We start from the raw sequence: 15,298 nt of genomic DNA on the forward strand, positions 1-15,298 counted from the left end.
AAACCCGATAAAGAAGGAGGGGATAACGGGGGATTACTCCTCCTTGGATTCATCCGGGGCTTCCTTCCCGCCCCTCATCGCTTCGAGCTTCTCGACGAGCTTGTCAACTATCTCCATGAAGGCCTTGGCGGCAACCGTGTCCTCGTAGAGGACTATGGGCATGCCGGCGTCGCTTGCCTCCCTGGCTTTGAGGTCTATGGGTATGCCGCCGAGGAAGTCAACGCCCTCCTTCTCGGCGAGCTTCTTCCCGCCGCCCTTGCCGAAGATGTCTATCTCGCCGCCGCAGTGCAGGCAGATGAGGTAGCTCATGTTCTCGACGACCGCAACGTAGGGCACTTCCATCTTCTTCATCATGTTAACCGCCTTGCCCGTGTCGAGCAAAGCAACCTCCTGCGGGGTGGTGACGATAACCGCCGCATCGAGCTTGAGGGTCTGGGTGACGGTCAGTATCTCGTCGCCGGTTCCGGGCGGGAAGTCGATTATCATGAAGTCGAGAGAACCCCAGTTGACGTCGCCGAGGAGCTGCTTGATGGCTTTGGTCACGAGGGCCCCGCGCCAGATTATCGGCTGGTCGTCCGGAACGAGGAAGCCCATGCTCATGACCTTTATCGGGGTCGTCTGGCCGAGGAAGTCGTTCATCGGCGGTATCATCTCGAACCTGCCGTCCTCCATCTTCTCGGCCAGAACCTCCGCCCTGTCAACGCCGAGCATCTTGGCGACGTTCGGCCCGTGTATGTCCGCGTCGAGTATTCCAACGAAGTAGCCCTTCTTTGCCAGAGCGGCGGCGAGGTTAACCGCCACGGTGCTCTTGCCGACGCCGCCCTTGCCGCTCAGGACGGCTATCTTGTACGTCCACTTCTCCTGCTTCTCGTTTATCCTCTGGGTGAGTGGGTCAGCGCCCAGTCCTCCTATGTTGAGTGTGGGAGCTTTGATCGTCATCTCATTCACCTCCGGCTTAGGTTGCCCTAAGGAACTTAAAAGTTTTGTCCAAAAATTTGACAGTATTACCCAGGTTTGGGTACTCTAAAGGGGGACGACGGCGAGTATGCCCCGTATCTCCCCAATCTCAACGTCCACGCCGTAAACCTCTCTGAAGAGCGCCCCGTCGAGAATCTCAAGACCCCCATCTGCCACGACCCTACCCCCCTTCATGAAGATGAATCTCTTCGCGAAGCGCAGCGCCAGATTGACGTCGTGCATCACCACTATCGCGGTTCCTCCCTCCCTGGAGAACCCGCTGGCGAGTCTCATAACCTCTAGCTGGCTTCTTATGTCCAGGTTGTTCGTTGGCTCGTCCATGATGAGTATTTTGGGCTCCTGGGCGAGGGCCCGCGCTATCCCCACCTTCTGAAGCTCACCGCCGCTCAGTCTGTTCGTGGTTTTGGTGGCCAGGTTCTCTATCCCGAGCGTCCTCAGGGCTGCCCTGACAGCCGCGATGTCCCTCTTTGATGGCCTCAGCCCCATGTGGGGCCTCCTTCCAAGGAGCACCGTGTCGAAGACTGTCATGAACCCGGGCTCTGTTCTCTGCGGGACGTAGGCGATGAGGCGCGCGAGCTCGTCCCTCGAGTACTCGCGGAGGGGCCGTCCAAAGACTTCCACTCCCCCGCAGTTCAGTATCCCCGCCAGGCACTTCACGAGGGTGCTCTTACCGGCACCGTTGGGCCCGAGCACCGCCACGAACTCGCCCTCCCCGACGTCCAGGTTAATCCCCCTGAGCACCTCGGAACCGTTGTATGAGAACCGCAGGTTTCTGGCACTCAGGACGTGCTTTTCGGATGACGGCTTCATCTCCTTCCCTCCATCTTCACCAGCAGGTAGATGAACGTCGGCGCGCCGAGGAAGGACGTCACTATGCCCACCGGAAGTATCATCGGCGACAGGATGAGCCTCGCGATGGTGTCGGCGGTTACAAGGAGGAGCGCCCCCGCCAGCGCCGATAGGGGAATCAGGAAGCGGTGGTCCCCGCCCGCCACCAGCCTCACCGCGTGGGGGGCTATCAGGCCAACGAAGCCGATGACCCCGACGAAGGCAACGCTGACTGCGGTTATCAGGGCCGCGAGGAACGTGGAGATCAGCCTCACCCGCTCAACATCAACGCCAACGCTCTTCGCCACCTCGTCGCCCATGGCGGCGGCGTTCAGGTCCCAGCGCTTGACGATGAAGTACCCGAGGACCGGGATGAAGATGGCGGCCATTATGGCATCTTCCCTCCATGTGGCCCTGCCGAGGTCCCCAAAGCTCCAGTAAACCATGGCGGCGAGCTGTAGCTCGTCGGCGAAGTACTGGGCGAGGGTGGTCAGGGCCACGAACAGGGAGCTCATGGCGACGCCCGCCAGGATTATCGCCTCCGGGCTCAGTCCCTTCAGCTTCGCGAGGAGCAGTATTACCGCCGTGGCGCTTATCGCCCCCATGAAGGCGAAGAGGACGACCACGTAGGGGTTGTCAAGGGATATCCTGCCGGAGCTCTCGGCGTAGCCGGCTCCGAGAAGTATCGCGAGGGAGGCCCCGAACATCGCGCCGTGGGAAACCCCCATCGTGAAGGGCGTGGCCAGTGGGTTCCTGAGGAAGCCCTGCATGACGGCGCCGGCCACGGCCAGGGTGGCCCCCACGAGGAGGCCCGCGGTTATGCGGGGAAGCCTGACTTTCCAGACGACGAGGCCCGCGCCCCCGCTCCCTCCCCCGAGGAGCGCCTCCAGAACCTCGCGGGGTGTGAGTTCATACGAGCCGTGGGAGAGAGAGTACAGGCTAACCAGGGCCGTGAGGAGAAAGAGGAAAAGGCCAATGGAGAGCTTTTTGGCGGTGTACCTCTCGTAGTCCATGGTGATCACGGTGACGTCGGTAGTGAGTGCTTCACAGTTCCGTTGGAGAGGTCTATGCTCCCGAAGCCTCCGAACTGGTCCGCCATGACGGCGTAAACGGGCTTTCCGAGGAGGAACCTGTATATCTCGTCCGCCTTCTCAGCCGGGTCTATGTCTTTAAAGCGCTCGGGATAGAGGACTTTTCCTATGAAGTAGGCATCCGCCAGGGCCGTGCCTATGTTGGTAGTGTAGAAGTTGTACGGCAGTATGCCGTAAACGTTGCCCTCTTTCACGGCGCTGAGTGAGTTGTAGAAGTCGGGGTTCTTTCTATAGTCGTCGAGGACGAGTTTTAGACCACCCTCGTCTATGAAGATGTACTCCGGCTGCCATTCGAGGAGCTTTTCCACGTCGATGGATTTGTGGCCGCTTCCCAGCTCATCGGCGACGTTCTTTGCATGAACTGCCGCAAACGGTGGGTATCCTGCCTCCGTGCTCTCTATCCCGTGGGCGCCCTTGTAGCCGATGCCCCCCACGTATGCGCTCCTCGGCTCGACGCCTTCTGTGCGCTTCAAGAGGTCCTCCTGCGCGGATTTGAGGAAGGCTATGACCTCCCCTGCGCGCTCCTCCCTGTTGAGAATCCTCCCGGCCAGCTCGAGCGATCTGAACAGCTCCTCATTATCGAATGTTGCCAGCTCCCCGTAGCTGAGCACGACGACGGGTATTCCCGTCTTCTCCCCTATCTCGTCTGCGGTCTTGATATCGACGTAGGTGATGAATATCACGTCTGGTTCGAGCTTTATCAGGGCCTCGAAATCCGGCAGCTTTCCGGGGCCACCAGGACCTATGCTGGGGAGCTCTTTAAGCTCGGGATGGGCTATGATGTACGGCCTTCCGAAACTGTAGCGCTTTTCGAAGTCCTCCACCCCAACGACCATGTCGCTTGCGTTGAGGTAAACAACCAGTCTGAGCGCACCCGGCCCCGCCGCAACGACCCTTTCAACGTGGGCCGGAACCTCAATGGTTCTTCCCAGGGCATCGGTGACGGTTATGGTTCCAGTCGTGGTTTCTGATCCGCCCTTCTCCGCGGTGTTTCCGATACATCCGCTCAGAGAGACGGTTAGCAGTATGAGGAAAACCGTGAGCAGCCGTTTCATAACTTTCCCCATGTCAGCACCCCCTTGGAGCGGTTTGGTTGATCTCCACTATGCCCTTACCGACGACCCCCAGGTACGCCTCGCCGGCGCAGCGGAGGCAGAAGGGTTCGCCGTTTATGTAAACCGCCTTCGACTCCATTAACAGCTCGCCGCACTTCGAGCAGCGGGCGCTCTCAACTATTGGCGCCTGTTCTATGGGTGGAACCTTTACGCCCTCGATTTTGAATTCTTCTTTGGGGAGGTGCAGCATGGTTCTCGCCGCCCTCTCCCACAGTTCCCACAGGCGCTTTCTCTCCTCCTCGGTTCCCCTCCGCTCCCGGACGACCTTGTTGAACAGCTCAAGGGCCCCGGGTGGGTAGTGCCGCCTCAGCTTTTCCCCGTCTGCGTAAACCCTGACGCCCTCCCACGTGGAGCGCCTGACGAGCGTCAGGGCGGTTTTTCCAAGGTCGATGTACACCAGCGAATTGTTGCCGAGGGTGCAGCCCGTGGCGACCTGGACGCCGTCTGTGAAGCAGCTGTTGATCTCGACTATCGCGAGTATGGACTCATCGACGCTGCCGGAGTAGTCGAGCCTCCCAACCCCGAGTTCCTCCATCGCTATCAGCGATGCCCTTATCCCCAGGGCGAGGTAGGGACAAACGTGGCCGTGGAACTCTCTCGCGTATTCCAGTATTCCATCGACGTTTCTCTCTGCCACTAACCTGTTGAGCTCAAGCATTGTATCACCAATTTCAGGTCAAGTAGCACGATTTTTAACACTTTTTTGATATGTGTGTTATAAACAAAAGGTTGGATAGCCGAGTCTCTGGCCCGGGACAAGGCGATCTAAACGTTTCTTCCCTTTAGCTTTTCAACGTCCCCGCGGGTGTTCACGTTGAAGAAGCTCTCCCGCCATTCCTCTGGCAGTTCCTCGATATCCACGTAACAGGCGTCGCTTTCCCGCACAGCCCTGTTTATAGCGTAGTTTCCCTCCTCAATCTTTTCCCTAAGAAGCGGGAGGAAATCCTGAGAATATGCCGCATGGAGCGGTTCGAGGTAGCCGTTTGCCCATCTCGGCACGCAGGCTGGCTTTTTTGCCTCCAGGAACCTATCGATGATGAAATCAATGAACTCGGGGAGGATGAGCGGCATGTCCCCGGCCACCACGAAGGCATCACCGAGGCTCAGCGCGGTGTAGATGCCGCCTATTGGGCCGATCATGAGTGTATCGACGAGGACGTCGTAGCCGAGCGCTTCAATCATGTCCGCATTCTCCCTAGATGAGATTACCACTATCTCGTCGACCCCCCTTGCCAGTTCAACCCTCTCGATGGTGTGGAGAATGAGGGGCTTCCCGTCGATTCTGACGAGGAGCTTGTCGCCTCCGAAGCGCCTGCTCCTGCCTCCTGCTAGGACCGCCCCGATCACGCCTTACACCTCAGAACGGGTCGCTTCAAGGGTATCTAACCTAAAAGAACCGCCGGCTGACGTCACTTCTCTTTTATCAACGGCATCAAAATAGGAAACAAAAGGGGAGGAACTCACTCCTCCGGCTTCGGGAGGGTGACCTCGACGCCGATGGTCTTCCACATTGCTTTTATCTGCTCGCGCATGACGTCGATGGCCTCGGGCTGCTTGAAGAGGTGCTTGAACCTGCCCTGGAGCTTGAGGTACTCCTCGATGGGCTTCTTGAACTCGATGGCGACTACGCGACCGCCCTCGCGCTTGACCTTGGCGCCTCCTCCCGGAGCCTGTATCTTGATGTTCCAAAGGTCGCCGTTCTCGATCTCAAAGAGCGGCCAGACGCCGGTCTCGATGGCGAGCTTGGCGATCTCAACGCCCTTCTCGAGCGGGCTCTTCCATCCGGTCGGGCAGGTACACTGGACCTGGACGAAGGCCGGGCCGTCCACCTTGGCGGCCTTCTTCATCTTCTTGACGAAGTCGAACGGGTTGCCTATGCTGGCGGTTGCGACGTACGGAACCTGGTGGGCGGCGGCGATGAGGGCGACCCACTTCTTGGGCTTGTCCTCACCGATGGAGTACTTGCCCGGCGGGCTGGTGGTGGTCCAGGCACCATAGGGGGTTGAGGAGCTCCTCTGGATTCCGGTGTTCATGTAGGCCTCGTTGTCGTACATGAGGTAAACGACGTTGTGCCAGCGCTCGAGCATACCGCTGAGGGCCTGCATACCGATGTCGGCGGTACCGCCGTCACCGCCTATGGCGAGTATCTTGCCCTTCCTTCCGAGCTTCTTCCAGGCGGCCTCGACACCGCTTGCAGCAGCGGCCGCGTTCTCGAATGCGACGTGGATCCACGGAGCCTTCCAGGCGGTGTACGGGAAGACGGCTGAAACGACCTCCATACATCCGGTGGCCTGGGCTATGGCGAAGGCGTTCGGATCGCCGTACTTCTCCTCCATGGCCTCGCTGAAGGCCTTGGTGGCGAGCCTCAGAGCGGTGGCACAGCCACAGCCGGCACAGGCGGCGTGACCGGGTGCCCAGTACTCGCGAGTGGTAATCGGGGGTTTTCTAACGGCCATCTTCATCACCTCACAGAATCTCTTTCCTCAGGCCGATCCAGTTGACCTCATCAACGGCCTCTCCGTTGAGGGCCTTCTGGGCAATCGCGAGTGCCTCGTCAAGGTCCTTGAAGGTGACGTCCCTGCCTCCGAGGCCGAGGATGAAGTCAACGATCTTCGGCTTCTCGCTCTCGTTGATGAGCGCCCTGCTGAAGTCTTGGAAGAGGGCTCCACCGACGCTGAAGGTGACGTTCTTCTCGAGGAGCGCGAGAACCTTCGCCTTCTTGGCGAGCGCGCGAACCTCCTCAACCGGGAACGGTCTGTAAACGGTCATCTTGGCCACACCGACCTTGATGCCCTGCTCGCGGAGGTGGTCAACGTACTCCTTGACGGTTCCGGCGAGTGAGCCCATGGTGACGAAGATTATCTCGGCGTCCTCGGTCCTGTACTCTTCGATCTTCTGGTACTTCCTGCCGAACTTCTTCTCGAACTCCGCGAATGCCTCGTCTATGACCTTCTTGGCGTTCTCGTTGGCCTCCCAAACGGTGTACCTGGCCTCCATGTAGTGGGCCGGGAAGGCGAGGGTACCCTGGGTTATCGGCCTGCTCGGGTCGAGGTAGGCGTACTTCGGCTCGTACTCGCCGAGGAACTCGTCAACGAGCTCCTGGTCGGGTATCTCAACCGGCTCAACGGTGTGGGTCAGGATGAAAGCATCGAATCCAACCATCGCCGGGAGAAGGACCTTCTCGTTCTCGGCGACCTTGTAGGCGATGAGTATGAGGTCAAGGGCCTCCTGGTTGTTCTCGGCGTAGAACTGGAGCCAGCCGGTGTCGCGCTCGCTGATGGTGTCCTGCCAGTCGTTCCAGATGTTGATCGGAGCGCTCAGCGCGCGGTTTCCAACGGCGATGACTATCGGAAGCCTCATGCCGGCGGCGATGAAGAGTATCTCGTGCATGAGGGCGAGACCCTGGGAAGCGGTCGCGGTGAAGGTTCTAACACCGGCCGCCGAGGCACCGACACAGGCTGAAATCGCCGAGTGCTCGCTCTCGACCTTGATGAACTCGGCGTCGAGCTCTCCATCGGCAACGAACTCACTGATCTTCTCCGGAACGAGCGTTGACGGGGTAATCGGGAACGCCGCTATGACCTTCGGCTTGGCGAGCTTGGCCGCCCAAGCGGCAGCCTCGTTGGCCTTCATAACCTTCCTAATCGGCATCTTTCACCACCTCACTTGGTCTCCCTAACCATTATGATGGCGTCGGTCGGGCACTCGTTCGCGCAAACTCCACAGCCCTTACAGTAGTCGTAGTCGAAGACGGGGTAGTTCTCCTCGTCGAGATAGATAGCCGGCTCCGGGCAGTAGACGTAGCAGAGGTAGCAGCGGACGCACTTGTCCCGGTTGAACTCGGGCATGAAAACACGCCAGGAACCGGTCTTGTTTATGACGCTGCTCCCCGGGATGGTGGCTATCGCTCCGGGGGTCATCTTTTCGCTATACTCCTTCTGAACCCTCTCAATGTCGGCCTTAAACGGACTCTCGGCCATGCTTATCACCTCGGGTGACTTATCAGATGGAAACTTAAACCTTGGGGTAAAGATGGAAAGCTCAGCCGAAGATCTCGGCGAGCTTCTTGAGCTTCTCCCACTCGTGGTTGACCCACTGCTGGAGGATCTCTATGTCCTCCTTGGTCATGTACTTGAACCTGCCCTGGAACTTGAGGAACTCCTCTATCGGCTTCGGCTCCTTCTTCGGTGAGGGCATGTTGATCTTGTACCTGCCGTTCTCGTACTCGAAGAGCGGGAAGTATGCGGTCTGGACCGCGAGCCTTGCGAGCTCAATGCTCTTGTCGGTCGGTGAGCGCCAGCCGGTCGGGCACGGGGCGAAGAGCTGGATGAAGCTCGGTCCCGGAGTGTCCCTGGCCTTCTTGAGCTTTCTCACGAAGTCCTCCGGATAGGCGACGCTTGCGGTGGCGGCGTAGGGTATCTCGTGGGCTATGACTATGTCGATGACCTTCTTCTTGTGCCTCTTCTCGAGGAAGTGCTTCTTTCCACCGGGGGTGTTGGTGGTCCAGGCACCGTACGGGGTCGAACCGGACCTCTGGATTCCGGTGTTCATGTAGGCCTCGTTGTCGTACATGATATAGAGCGCGTCGTGGCCCCTCTCGAGGAATCCGCTGAGGGCCTGCAGACCTATGTCCGCGGTACCACCGTCGCCGGCCCAGCCGACGACCATGACACCGTCCTCGCCCTTGACCTTGTAGCCCTTGACCTTGAGGGCTGCCTCGATACCGCTCATGACGGCACCGGTGGTCTCAAAGGCCGTGTGGAAGAGCGGGGCGTCGAGGGTTGAGTACGGCCACGCACCGGCTATGATGGTCGAACAGCACGCGGGGATTGTGAAGATGGTCTTCTTGCCGTAGGTCTTGAGCACGTAGCGAAGTCCAAGGGCAGCGCCACATCCCTGGCAGGCGGTGTGGCCTGCGTAAAAGTGCTCATCAGCTGGAATGCTCAACCTCTTCTTAACGTTCTCGGGAATCTCCATCTTTCTCACCTCTTAAGGTGGTACCAGTCCACCTCTACATCAAGCTCTCCCTTATCGATGATTGCCTTCATGTTCTCGGCTATCTTCCTGACGTCGGCGACCGTGAAGTCCCTGCCTCCGAGGCCGACGATGTAGTTCTTTATGATCGGGTGGGCGTCGGTGTTGTAGAGGACTCCCTTGGCCTCGTTGAAGAGTATGCCCTCCTGGCCGAAGGAGAAGTTCCTGTCGAGGACAGCTATTCCCTTCACGTTCTTGGCAAGCTCGTAGAGCTCTTCGCTCGGGAACGGCCTGAACCAGCGGACCTTGGCGGCGCCTACCTTGTAGCCCTCCTCGCGGAGGACGTCAACCGCCTGCTTGACGGTTCCCATGAGTGAACCCATACCCATGAAGACGAAGTCTGCGTCGTCAGTCCTGTAGAGCTCTATCATCTGGCTGTAGTCCCTTCCAAAGCGCTCGCCGAACTCCTTGCCGACCTCGTGGATGACCTTCTTGGCTTCCTCCATGGCCTTCTGTATCTTGTAGCGGAACTCGTAGTAGTCGGCCGGGGTTCCGAGGGCACCCACGGATATCGGGTTGTCAAAGTCCGTGATGGTGTAGAGCGGCTTCCTCGGCGGAAGGAACTCGTCAACGAGCTCCTGCGGTATCATCTCGACGACGTCGTAGGTGTGGCTCAGTATGAAGGCGCTCTCAATCACCATCGCGGGAAGGTTAACGGTCTCGGCTATCTTAAAGGCCATGAGGACGCCGTCGTAGACCTCCTGGTTGTTCTCGGCGTAGAACTGCATCCAGCCGGTGTCGCGCTGAGCAAGGCTGTCGGTCTGGTCGTCCCAGACGCTCCACGGAGGAGCCATGGCACGGTTGACGTCGACCATGACCACAGGAAGTCTCGCGCCGCTCGCCCAGTGGAGCATCTCGTGCATCAAAGCCAGACCTTGGGCCGAGGTGGCGGTGAAGGTCCTCGCCCCTGCCGCGCTCGCTCCAATGCACGCTGCCATGGCCGAGTGCTCGCTCTCAACGGCCACGTACTCGAGGTTCTCAACCTCTCCGTTGGCTATGAACTCGGCTATCTTCTCGATGATGCTCGTCTGAGGGGTGATCGGGTAAGCCGCCACAACCTCAACGCGGGCGTGCTTGGCGGCGTAAGCGGCCGCGTAGTTGCCGCTCACAACCTTCCTAATCGGCTTGTACTCCATGCTCAACACCTCACTTCTCCTCTTTCTCCATGGTTATTGCTTTGGTCGGGCACTCGTTCGCACAGATGCCGCAGCCCTTACAGTAGTCATAATCAACTCCCACGTAGCCGTCCTCGCGGATGAATATGGCCGGCTCCGGGCAGAACTTCCAGCAGATGTAGCACTTAACGCACTTCTCGTCGTCAATGACCGGGATGAAGGTCCTCCAGTCTCCCGTGAAGTTGCTGAGAGTTGTTCCCAGACTCACTGGGGCCTCGGGATACTCGTCCACGCTCTTGAGGACGATTTTGGTGGCCCCTTCTTTCTTTTCACCGAACAGCGTGTTCAACCTTATCACCACCTTGCTTGGATTAAGGGTAAGGAAAGAAGATCAGAGCTCGTAGATGACGGTCTTGTTGAAGGCTTCCTCTGCGGCCTTGGCGTTCTTCTCTCCAAGGGCGCCGGAGAAGACGTCCTGGATGGCCTTCTGGACGTGCTCGAGGCTGACGACACCCGTGGCCTTGGAGACCGCACCGAGGATCGAGGTGTTGGTGATCGGCAGTCCGAGGACGTCAAGGGCTATGGTGGTGGCGTCAACGAGGGCGAGCTTGGCCGGCTTCTTCTTGAGCTTCTCAAGGACCTCCTCCTTGCTCTTCTCGGTGTTGACGATGACTATTCCGCCGTCCTTGAGACCGGCGGTAACGTCGACGGTGTCGAGAAGGCTCGGGTCGAGGACGACCACTATGTCCGGCTCGTAGATCTGGGTCTTGATCCTTATCGGCTTCTCGTCGATCCTGGTGAAAGCCGTAACCGGCGCTCCACGCCTCTCAACACCAAAGAACGGGAACGCCTGGACGTACTTGCCCTCAAGGAAAGCAGCTGAGGCTAGTATGTTGGCAGCGGTAACGGCACCCTGTCCACCTCTACCGTGAAAACGAATCTCGATCATCTTCTCTGCCTCCTTAAATTTGTCAAAGTTTATTCATCCAATGCATTTATTTAAGTTTCGGTATTGGCTTAAGCTCCCTTCGGCAGCTGTCTTTGGGTAGGCGTGAACGTTGTCAGTCGTCAATGGTAAAAAGCGGTCATCGTTTCTCGAAAAAAGTTCGCCCGCTAAATTTTTAAGTCCGCAAACCCCACGCAGGTATATAGTCTATATAGTGGTGGTTAAAATGGATGGCCTGGCGGTGGCGGCTGTTGCGGTGGCTTTCTACATTGCCTGGAACATAGGCTCCAACGATTCCGCCAACTCCATGGGCACCGCGGTTGGGGCTGGAATACTGAGCTTCCGCCAGGCCACGCTCACGATAGCAATATTCGTCCTCATGGGGGCCTACCTCAGGGGATACAAGGTTATGAAGACCGTCGGGAAGGGCATAGTGCCGGAGGGCTACCTCACGATGGAGATGGCCGTCATAGCCCTCCTCGCGGCGGGGGTCTGGGTCACGATAGCGACGGTCAAGGGGCTCCCGGTCTCCACGACCCAGGCCATAGTCGGGGGCGTCATCGGAGTCGGCCTAGCCACCCACGCCCCTGTGAACTGGTACACCCTCACCAAAATCGCCGCCGCATGGGTCGTCTCCCCCGTGCTCTCGGGTCTGCTTGCGATAGTTCTGTACAGGTTCTATTCTCTGGTGGTGTCGAGGATCAGGAGCGTCTCGACCGTCGAATCCCTCTACAAGGCCCTGGCGATACTCGGCGGCTCCTACATGGCCTTCAACTTCGGAACCAACGAGGTGGCCAACGCCTCCGGACCCCTCGTCGGCGCGGGCTTCATGGAGCCGAAGGTGGCCGGGATATTCGGGGCGATAGCGCTCTCCCTCGGTGCCCTCACCTTCAGCTACGCGGTGATGCACACCGTTGGGAAGAAGATAACAGCCCTTGGCCCGATCTCAGCCTTCGCCGCCCAGTTTGGCTCCGCCATCGCAGTCAGCCTCGCCAACTTCTTCGGCCTTCCGGTAAGCTCGAGCCAGTCCATAGTCGGGGGCGTGGTGGGAGTGGGCCTCCTCGCCGGCCGGGGCGTTGAGAAATCGGTTATCAGGGATATAGTCTTCGGGTGGGTCGCGACCCCCCTCACGGCAGTGATACTCTCACTGGCCATCTTTAAGGCCTTCGCCCTTGTGGGGCTGGTTTAATCTCCGTATCCCCACGCCGAGCCTCGTCAGCTCCTTTATCATCCCCGTCTGTATGTAGGCCTCTATCCTGGTCTCTTCGCCGTATTCCACGTTTAGAACCTCGCCGATGGCGTTTATCAGGGCCATGACCCCCGGCACCTTCTCCGGCTCGCCCACCCTTATCTCAAAGGCCCCGTACTTCGGCAGGGTCAGCACGGCATCCTCGAGTGCACCGTAAAGCTCCTCAAGCTCCCCCAGCTTCGCGGAGATCGACACCACACGGCGGAGGTTTATGCCCCTCTCCTCCGCTATCTCTCTCACCCTCTCGGCCTTGTCGCGGACGTCTTCCCTGCCGGTCAGGTCCATCTTGTTGAGTGCGACCACCATCGGTCTGTCCAGGGTTTTCAGCTCCCTCAGGACGCCCAGGGACGCCATGAATTTTCTTCTTATCTCCCCCCAGGGCTCGCTCGCATCCAGGACGAGCAGGATTATGTCCGCCTTCACTATCTCCTCGAGCGTTGAGTGGAAGGCCTCGACTATGAACGGCGGCAGGCCGTCGATGAAGCCCACCGTGTCGGTGACGAGAACCCTCTTTCCGCCGAGCTTGAAGCGCCTCGTCGTCGTGTCCAGGGTGGTGAACATCTGGTTCCTCGCCTCTATCTCCTCCCCGGCGAGGGCGTTGAGAAGGGTCGATTTCCCTGCGTTGGTGTAGCCTGCCAACGCCACCAGTATGAAGCCGATCTCCTCGCGGCGCTTCCGTTTCACCTCTCTATCGGCTTTGACCCTCTCCAGCTCCCTTCTTATCCGGCCCATTCGGTAGCGGATGTGCTTGAGGTACTGCCGGGTCTGGTACTCGCCCATTCCCTTGAAACCCGCCCTGTCGCCAAGCTTTATCCTTCTGATGGCCTCCTTCACGAGCGGAACCTCGTACTGGAGGCTCGCCAGCTCCACCTGGAGCTTGGCCTCCTTTGAGTGGGCGCGTTTCTCGAAGATTTCGAGAACGAGCTGCCAGCGGTCGATGACTTCAATGTGGAGCTCCTTCCAGAGGTTGTACGCCTGGCTCGGACTGAGTTTGTTGGCGAACACCACCTTGTCCGGTTCCAGCTCCCGAACCAGCTCCTTGAGCTCCTCCAGCTTCCCCTTTCCGATGTTGTACTTCGGATGCTCCTCCCTGTTCTGCTCGAGTATCGCCACTACCTCATAGCCAGCGCTTCTCAGCAGCTCCTCGAACTCCTCGCGGCTGACCCTGTCCCGCCTGGATTTTCTTATTACGCCTATAGCCTTCATTCTGTTCCCACTTTTCTTTGGGGGTTAATAGTTTTGCGCCTCCCGGCTGTGTTTGATGTTTGATTATGGCACCATTTCCCGCACGACAGGTTCGATTTGAGTAGCGGGCGTTGAGGGAACCCTTAAATCGGAGTGTAATCTAATATTCCAGGGTGACGCTGATGGTGTATTGGCTGACCTTGATGGCTTTAGGCGGCGGGGAGCTTGTGGTTAACAAGGCGGGTATGCGTAAAGACCTCCTGGCCTGGCACCTGCAGGAGGTTCGTGAACTTGCATCCGAGTACGACAGCGCTTTTCAGGTTCTTCTGGAGCTGCTGTCGGACGATAACCCTCATGTGAGGGCCAACGCCCTTCAGGTTCTTCTTGACATGGTCGGGGAAGAGGGACTCTCCCAGAGTCGGCTCTCCGCTGCATTGGATGGAATAATCTCCCTGACTAGGGACGATAATGAGAGGGTTGCCCTCAAGGCGCTGGAGGTTCTGAACGCCCTTCTTGAGCGGGGTCAGCTTACTGAGGAGGAGTACGGTAGAATCACAGATGCGCTTATGGATGTCATCAAATCAGGCATTCCGATACTCAGTGAATACGCCTCAGAGGGACTGGGTAAGGTGGGTGCAAAGTTTGCAAAGCTGGCCTATCGTTTGATAGGCTGGCTGTTCTCCCTCATAGGCTCAAGCAAAAAGCGTGAAGTCCAGGGTGCCGCGATAACTGCCCTGACCGAGATGGCCAGCAAGACTGAAGACACCAAGGTTTTAAACGAGGTATTCGATAAGATGGCGGACCTTCTTTCTCATCCAGACCCATACGTTGTCGAGAGGGCGGTTATGTCCATGGACAGACTTCTGTCTCGCTCCGACAAGCTCAGCATGAGAAATAAGTTGAAGGCCATCAACGGCATTAAACGGCTCAGGGGAGACGTTAAACTCGGTATCCGTGCGGCTCAGGTCCTCGAAAAGCTTGAGAAGTCAGCGGGTGTTGATAAGGCCATAAAGGACACTGAGGACCTTACAAAGAGCATGACCGCCAGTCAGTACAGCGCGAAAGACATCGACCGGCTTCTCGATGCTGGAAAACCCGAGATTGTGGCTGAACTCGCCAAGATGGATCCGGAGGTTATGGGCCGGGTTCTCGGGATGCTGGAGGACGAGGACTACACCAGAAGAATGGACGCCCTGTGGATAGTCTCCAGACTTGCCCAGTACCTGACCCCCTCCGATGCCTACAGCATACTGCCCGTCCTGGGGGAGTTTCTGAAGAGCAAAAACCCGTGGGCCAGGGAAACCGCGGCGGAGGTTCTGGCGGATATCTACACGCTTTACCCGGGAACCCAGAAGTTTTTCGCGTCCCTCCTTAACGTGCTCCTTAAATCGACCCATCCACGAGATATAGAGGGTGCGCTGGAACTCCTCTCCAGAATCACCGATAAGGTTCAGGATGAGGCCTTCCTAAGGTCAACAATGGGGGTCATGTTTCAGCTCCTTGAGCGGGACGATGCCAGGGGGGTTGTGCTTAGGTTCCTCGCCAGGGAGGCCCAGCGGCTCGTGGATCTGGATGAGGAGTTGCTTTTCGAGCTTAAAGACCGGCTTAAAACAGTGTACGGTATGGATGGCGGGAAGTACGATGAGATAATCGCTTCCCTCATAGACGTCATTGATGACATCCTCCGCCTCCGTCAGAGCGGTGTCGTGGTCCACACCTAGTTCTGAACCTTTCGTTTTGGAAATGCCTTTAAGATA

The 15,298-nt window shown here is 58.3% G+C and carries 16 protein-coding genes; 2 read left to right on the forward strand and 14 right to left on the reverse strand.

Annotated features, from left to right (window positions below; translation table 11 throughout):
• Positions 1-33: 33 nt before the first annotated feature.
• The 13 genes from FPV09_RS09700 to FPV09_RS09760 form a co-directional block, all read right to left on the reverse strand.
• Positions 34-939 (reverse strand): Mrp/NBP35 family ATP-binding protein, encoded by a 906-nt coding sequence (locus FPV09_RS09700; RefSeq protein ID WP_148883249.1) that lies wholly within the window; start codon positions 937-939, stop codon positions 34-36.
• A gap of 84 nt (positions 940-1,023) precedes the next feature.
• The gene (locus FPV09_RS09705) at positions 1,024-1,788 is read right to left on the reverse strand and encodes an ABC transporter ATP-binding protein (protein ID WP_148883250.1); all 765 of its coding nucleotides are present in this window, start codon (positions 1,786-1,788) and stop codon (positions 1,024-1,026) included.
• A complete protein-coding gene (locus tag FPV09_RS09710) occupies positions 1,785-2,819 on the reverse strand; it encodes a FecCD family ABC transporter permease (RefSeq protein ID WP_148883251.1) in 1,035 nt (344 codons plus the stop codon). The genes FPV09_RS09705 and FPV09_RS09710 overlap by 4 nt, the downstream gene beginning before the upstream one ends.
• 5 nt (positions 2,820-2,824) lie before the next feature.
• Positions 2,825-3,952 (reverse strand): iron ABC transporter substrate-binding protein, encoded by a 1,128-nt coding sequence (locus tag FPV09_RS09715; RefSeq protein WP_148883821.1) that lies wholly within the window; start codon positions 3,950-3,952, stop codon positions 2,825-2,827.
• 13 nt (positions 3,953-3,965) lie between these two features.
• Positions 3,966-4,670 (reverse strand): FmdE family protein, encoded by a 705-nt coding sequence (locus tag FPV09_RS09720; protein ID WP_148883252.1) that lies wholly within the window; start codon positions 4,668-4,670, stop codon positions 3,966-3,968.
• A 107-nt stretch (positions 4,671-4,777) separates the two neighbouring features.
• Positions 4,778-5,359, reverse strand: a complete 582-nt coding sequence (gene mobA / locus FPV09_RS09725; protein WP_148883253.1) for a molybdenum cofactor guanylyltransferase MobA — start codon at positions 5,357-5,359, stop codon at positions 4,778-4,780.
• 113 nt (positions 5,360-5,472) lie between these two features.
• Positions 5,473-6,468, reverse strand: a complete 996-nt coding sequence (gene porB, locus FPV09_RS09730; protein WP_148883822.1) for a pyruvate synthase subunit PorB — start codon at positions 6,466-6,468, stop codon at positions 5,473-5,475.
• A 10-nt stretch (positions 6,469-6,478) separates the two neighbouring features.
• On the reverse strand, positions 6,479-7,663 hold the full coding sequence (gene porA, locus FPV09_RS09735; protein WP_148883254.1) for a pyruvate synthase subunit PorA: 1,185 nt from the start codon (positions 7,661-7,663) through the stop codon (positions 6,479-6,481).
• 11 nt (positions 7,664-7,674) lie between these two features.
• A complete protein-coding gene (porD, locus tag FPV09_RS09740) occupies positions 7,675-7,992 on the reverse strand; it encodes a pyruvate synthase subunit PorD (protein ID WP_058939969.1) in 318 nt (105 codons plus the stop codon).
• Between the two features lie 61 nt (positions 7,993-8,053).
• Positions 8,054-8,989: a 3-methyl-2-oxobutanoate dehydrogenase subunit beta gene (locus FPV09_RS09745; RefSeq protein ID WP_148883255.1), complete on the reverse strand. Its 936-nt coding sequence runs from the start codon at positions 8,987-8,989 to the stop codon at positions 8,054-8,056.
• Between the two features lie 5 nt (positions 8,990-8,994).
• The gene (porA, locus tag FPV09_RS09750) at positions 8,995-10,182 is read right to left on the reverse strand and encodes a pyruvate ferredoxin oxidoreductase (protein WP_058939906.1); all 1,188 of its coding nucleotides are present in this window, start codon (positions 10,180-10,182) and stop codon (positions 8,995-8,997) included.
• Positions 10,183-10,192: 10 nt separating this feature from the next.
• Entirely contained in the window at positions 10,193-10,510 is a 318-nt protein-coding gene (locus tag FPV09_RS09755) for a 3-methyl-2-oxobutanoate dehydrogenase subunit delta (protein ID WP_058939905.1), read from the reverse strand.
• 42 nt (positions 10,511-10,552) lie between these two features.
• Entirely contained in the window at positions 10,553-11,110 is a 558-nt protein-coding gene (locus FPV09_RS09760) for a pyruvate/ketoisovalerate ferredoxin oxidoreductase subunit gamma (RefSeq protein ID WP_058939904.1), read from the reverse strand.
• A 223-nt stretch (positions 11,111-11,333) separates the two neighbouring features.
• On the opposite strand from FPV09_RS09760, the gene FPV09_RS09765 reads away from it, so the two are divergent.
• On the forward strand, positions 11,334-12,296 hold the full coding sequence (locus FPV09_RS09765) for an inorganic phosphate transporter (protein WP_148883256.1): 963 nt from the start codon (positions 11,334-11,336) through the stop codon (positions 12,294-12,296).
• On the opposite strand, the gene hflX is transcribed toward FPV09_RS09765, so the two are convergent.
• Positions 12,252-13,562 carry a GTPase HflX gene (gene hflX / locus FPV09_RS09770; RefSeq protein ID WP_148883257.1) on the reverse strand — a complete coding sequence of 437 codons (1,311 nt, stop codon included), beginning with the start codon at positions 13,560-13,562 and terminating at the stop codon, positions 12,252-12,254. The two genes, FPV09_RS09765 and hflX, sit on opposite strands and share 45 nt — an antisense overlap.
• Before the next feature lie 161 nt (positions 13,563-13,723).
• Here hflX and FPV09_RS09775 point away from each other — a divergent pair, with 161 nt between their 5' ends.
• Positions 13,724-15,262, forward strand: coding sequence for a hypothetical protein (locus FPV09_RS09775; RefSeq protein ID WP_246112346.1), 1,539 nt, complete (start codon positions 13,724-13,726; stop codon positions 15,260-15,262).
• Positions 15,263-15,298: the final 36 nt, after the last annotated feature.

Origin of the sequence: Thermococcus aciditolerans, from assembly GCF_008152015.1 — an archaeon.
In the GTDB taxonomy this organism is placed as follows: Archaea; Methanobacteriota_B; Thermococci; order Thermococcales; family Thermococcaceae; genus Thermococcus; species Thermococcus celericrescens.

Bases quoted from the DNA above. Each gene is read 5' to 3' on its own strand.
- FPV09_RS09700 (WP_148883249.1), bottom strand. From the start codon at position 939: ATGACGATCAAAGCTCCCACACTCAACATAGGAGGACTGGGCGCTGAC.
- FPV09_RS09705 (WP_148883250.1), bottom strand. From the start codon at position 1,788: ATGAAGCCGTCATCCGAAAAGCACGTCCTGAGTGCCAGAAACCTGCGG.
- FPV09_RS09710 (WP_148883251.1), bottom strand. From the start codon at position 2,819: ATGGACTACGAGAGGTACACCGCCAAAAAGCTCTCCATTGGCCTTTTC.
- FPV09_RS09715 (WP_148883821.1), bottom strand. From the start codon at position 3,952: ATGAAACGGCTGCTCACGGTTTTCCTCATACTGCTAACCGTCTCTCTG.
- FPV09_RS09720 (WP_148883252.1), bottom strand. From the start codon at position 4,670: ATGCTTGAGCTCAACAGGTTAGTGGCAGAGAGAAACGTCGATGGAATA.
- porB (WP_148883822.1), bottom strand. From the start codon at position 6,468: ATGGCCGTTAGAAAACCCCCGATTACCACTCGCGAGTACTGGGCACCC.
- porA (WP_148883254.1), bottom strand. From the start codon at position 7,663: ATGCCGATTAGGAAGGTTATGAAGGCCAACGAGGCTGCCGCTTGGGCG.
- porD (WP_058939969.1), bottom strand. From the start codon at position 7,992: ATGGCCGAGAGTCCGTTTAAGGCCGACATTGAGAGGGTTCAGAAGGAG.
- FPV09_RS09745 (WP_148883255.1), bottom strand. From the start codon at position 8,989: ATGGAGATTCCCGAGAACGTTAAGAAGAGGTTGAGCATTCCAGCTGAT.
- porA (WP_058939906.1), bottom strand. From the start codon at position 10,182: ATGGAGTACAAGCCGATTAGGAAGGTTGTGAGCGGCAACTACGCGGCC.
- FPV09_RS09760 (WP_058939904.1), bottom strand. From the start codon at position 11,110: ATGATCGAGATTCGTTTTCACGGTAGAGGTGGACAGGGTGCCGTTACC.
- FPV09_RS09765 (WP_148883256.1), top strand. From the start codon at position 11,334: ATGGATGGCCTGGCGGTGGCGGCTGTTGCGGTGGCTTTCTACATTGCC.
- hflX (WP_148883257.1), bottom strand. From the start codon at position 13,562: ATGAAGGCTATAGGCGTAATAAGAAAATCCAGGCGGGACAGGGTCAGC.
- FPV09_RS09775 (WP_246112346.1), top strand. From the start codon at position 13,724: ATGGTGTATTGGCTGACCTTGATGGCTTTAGGCGGCGGGGAGCTTGTG.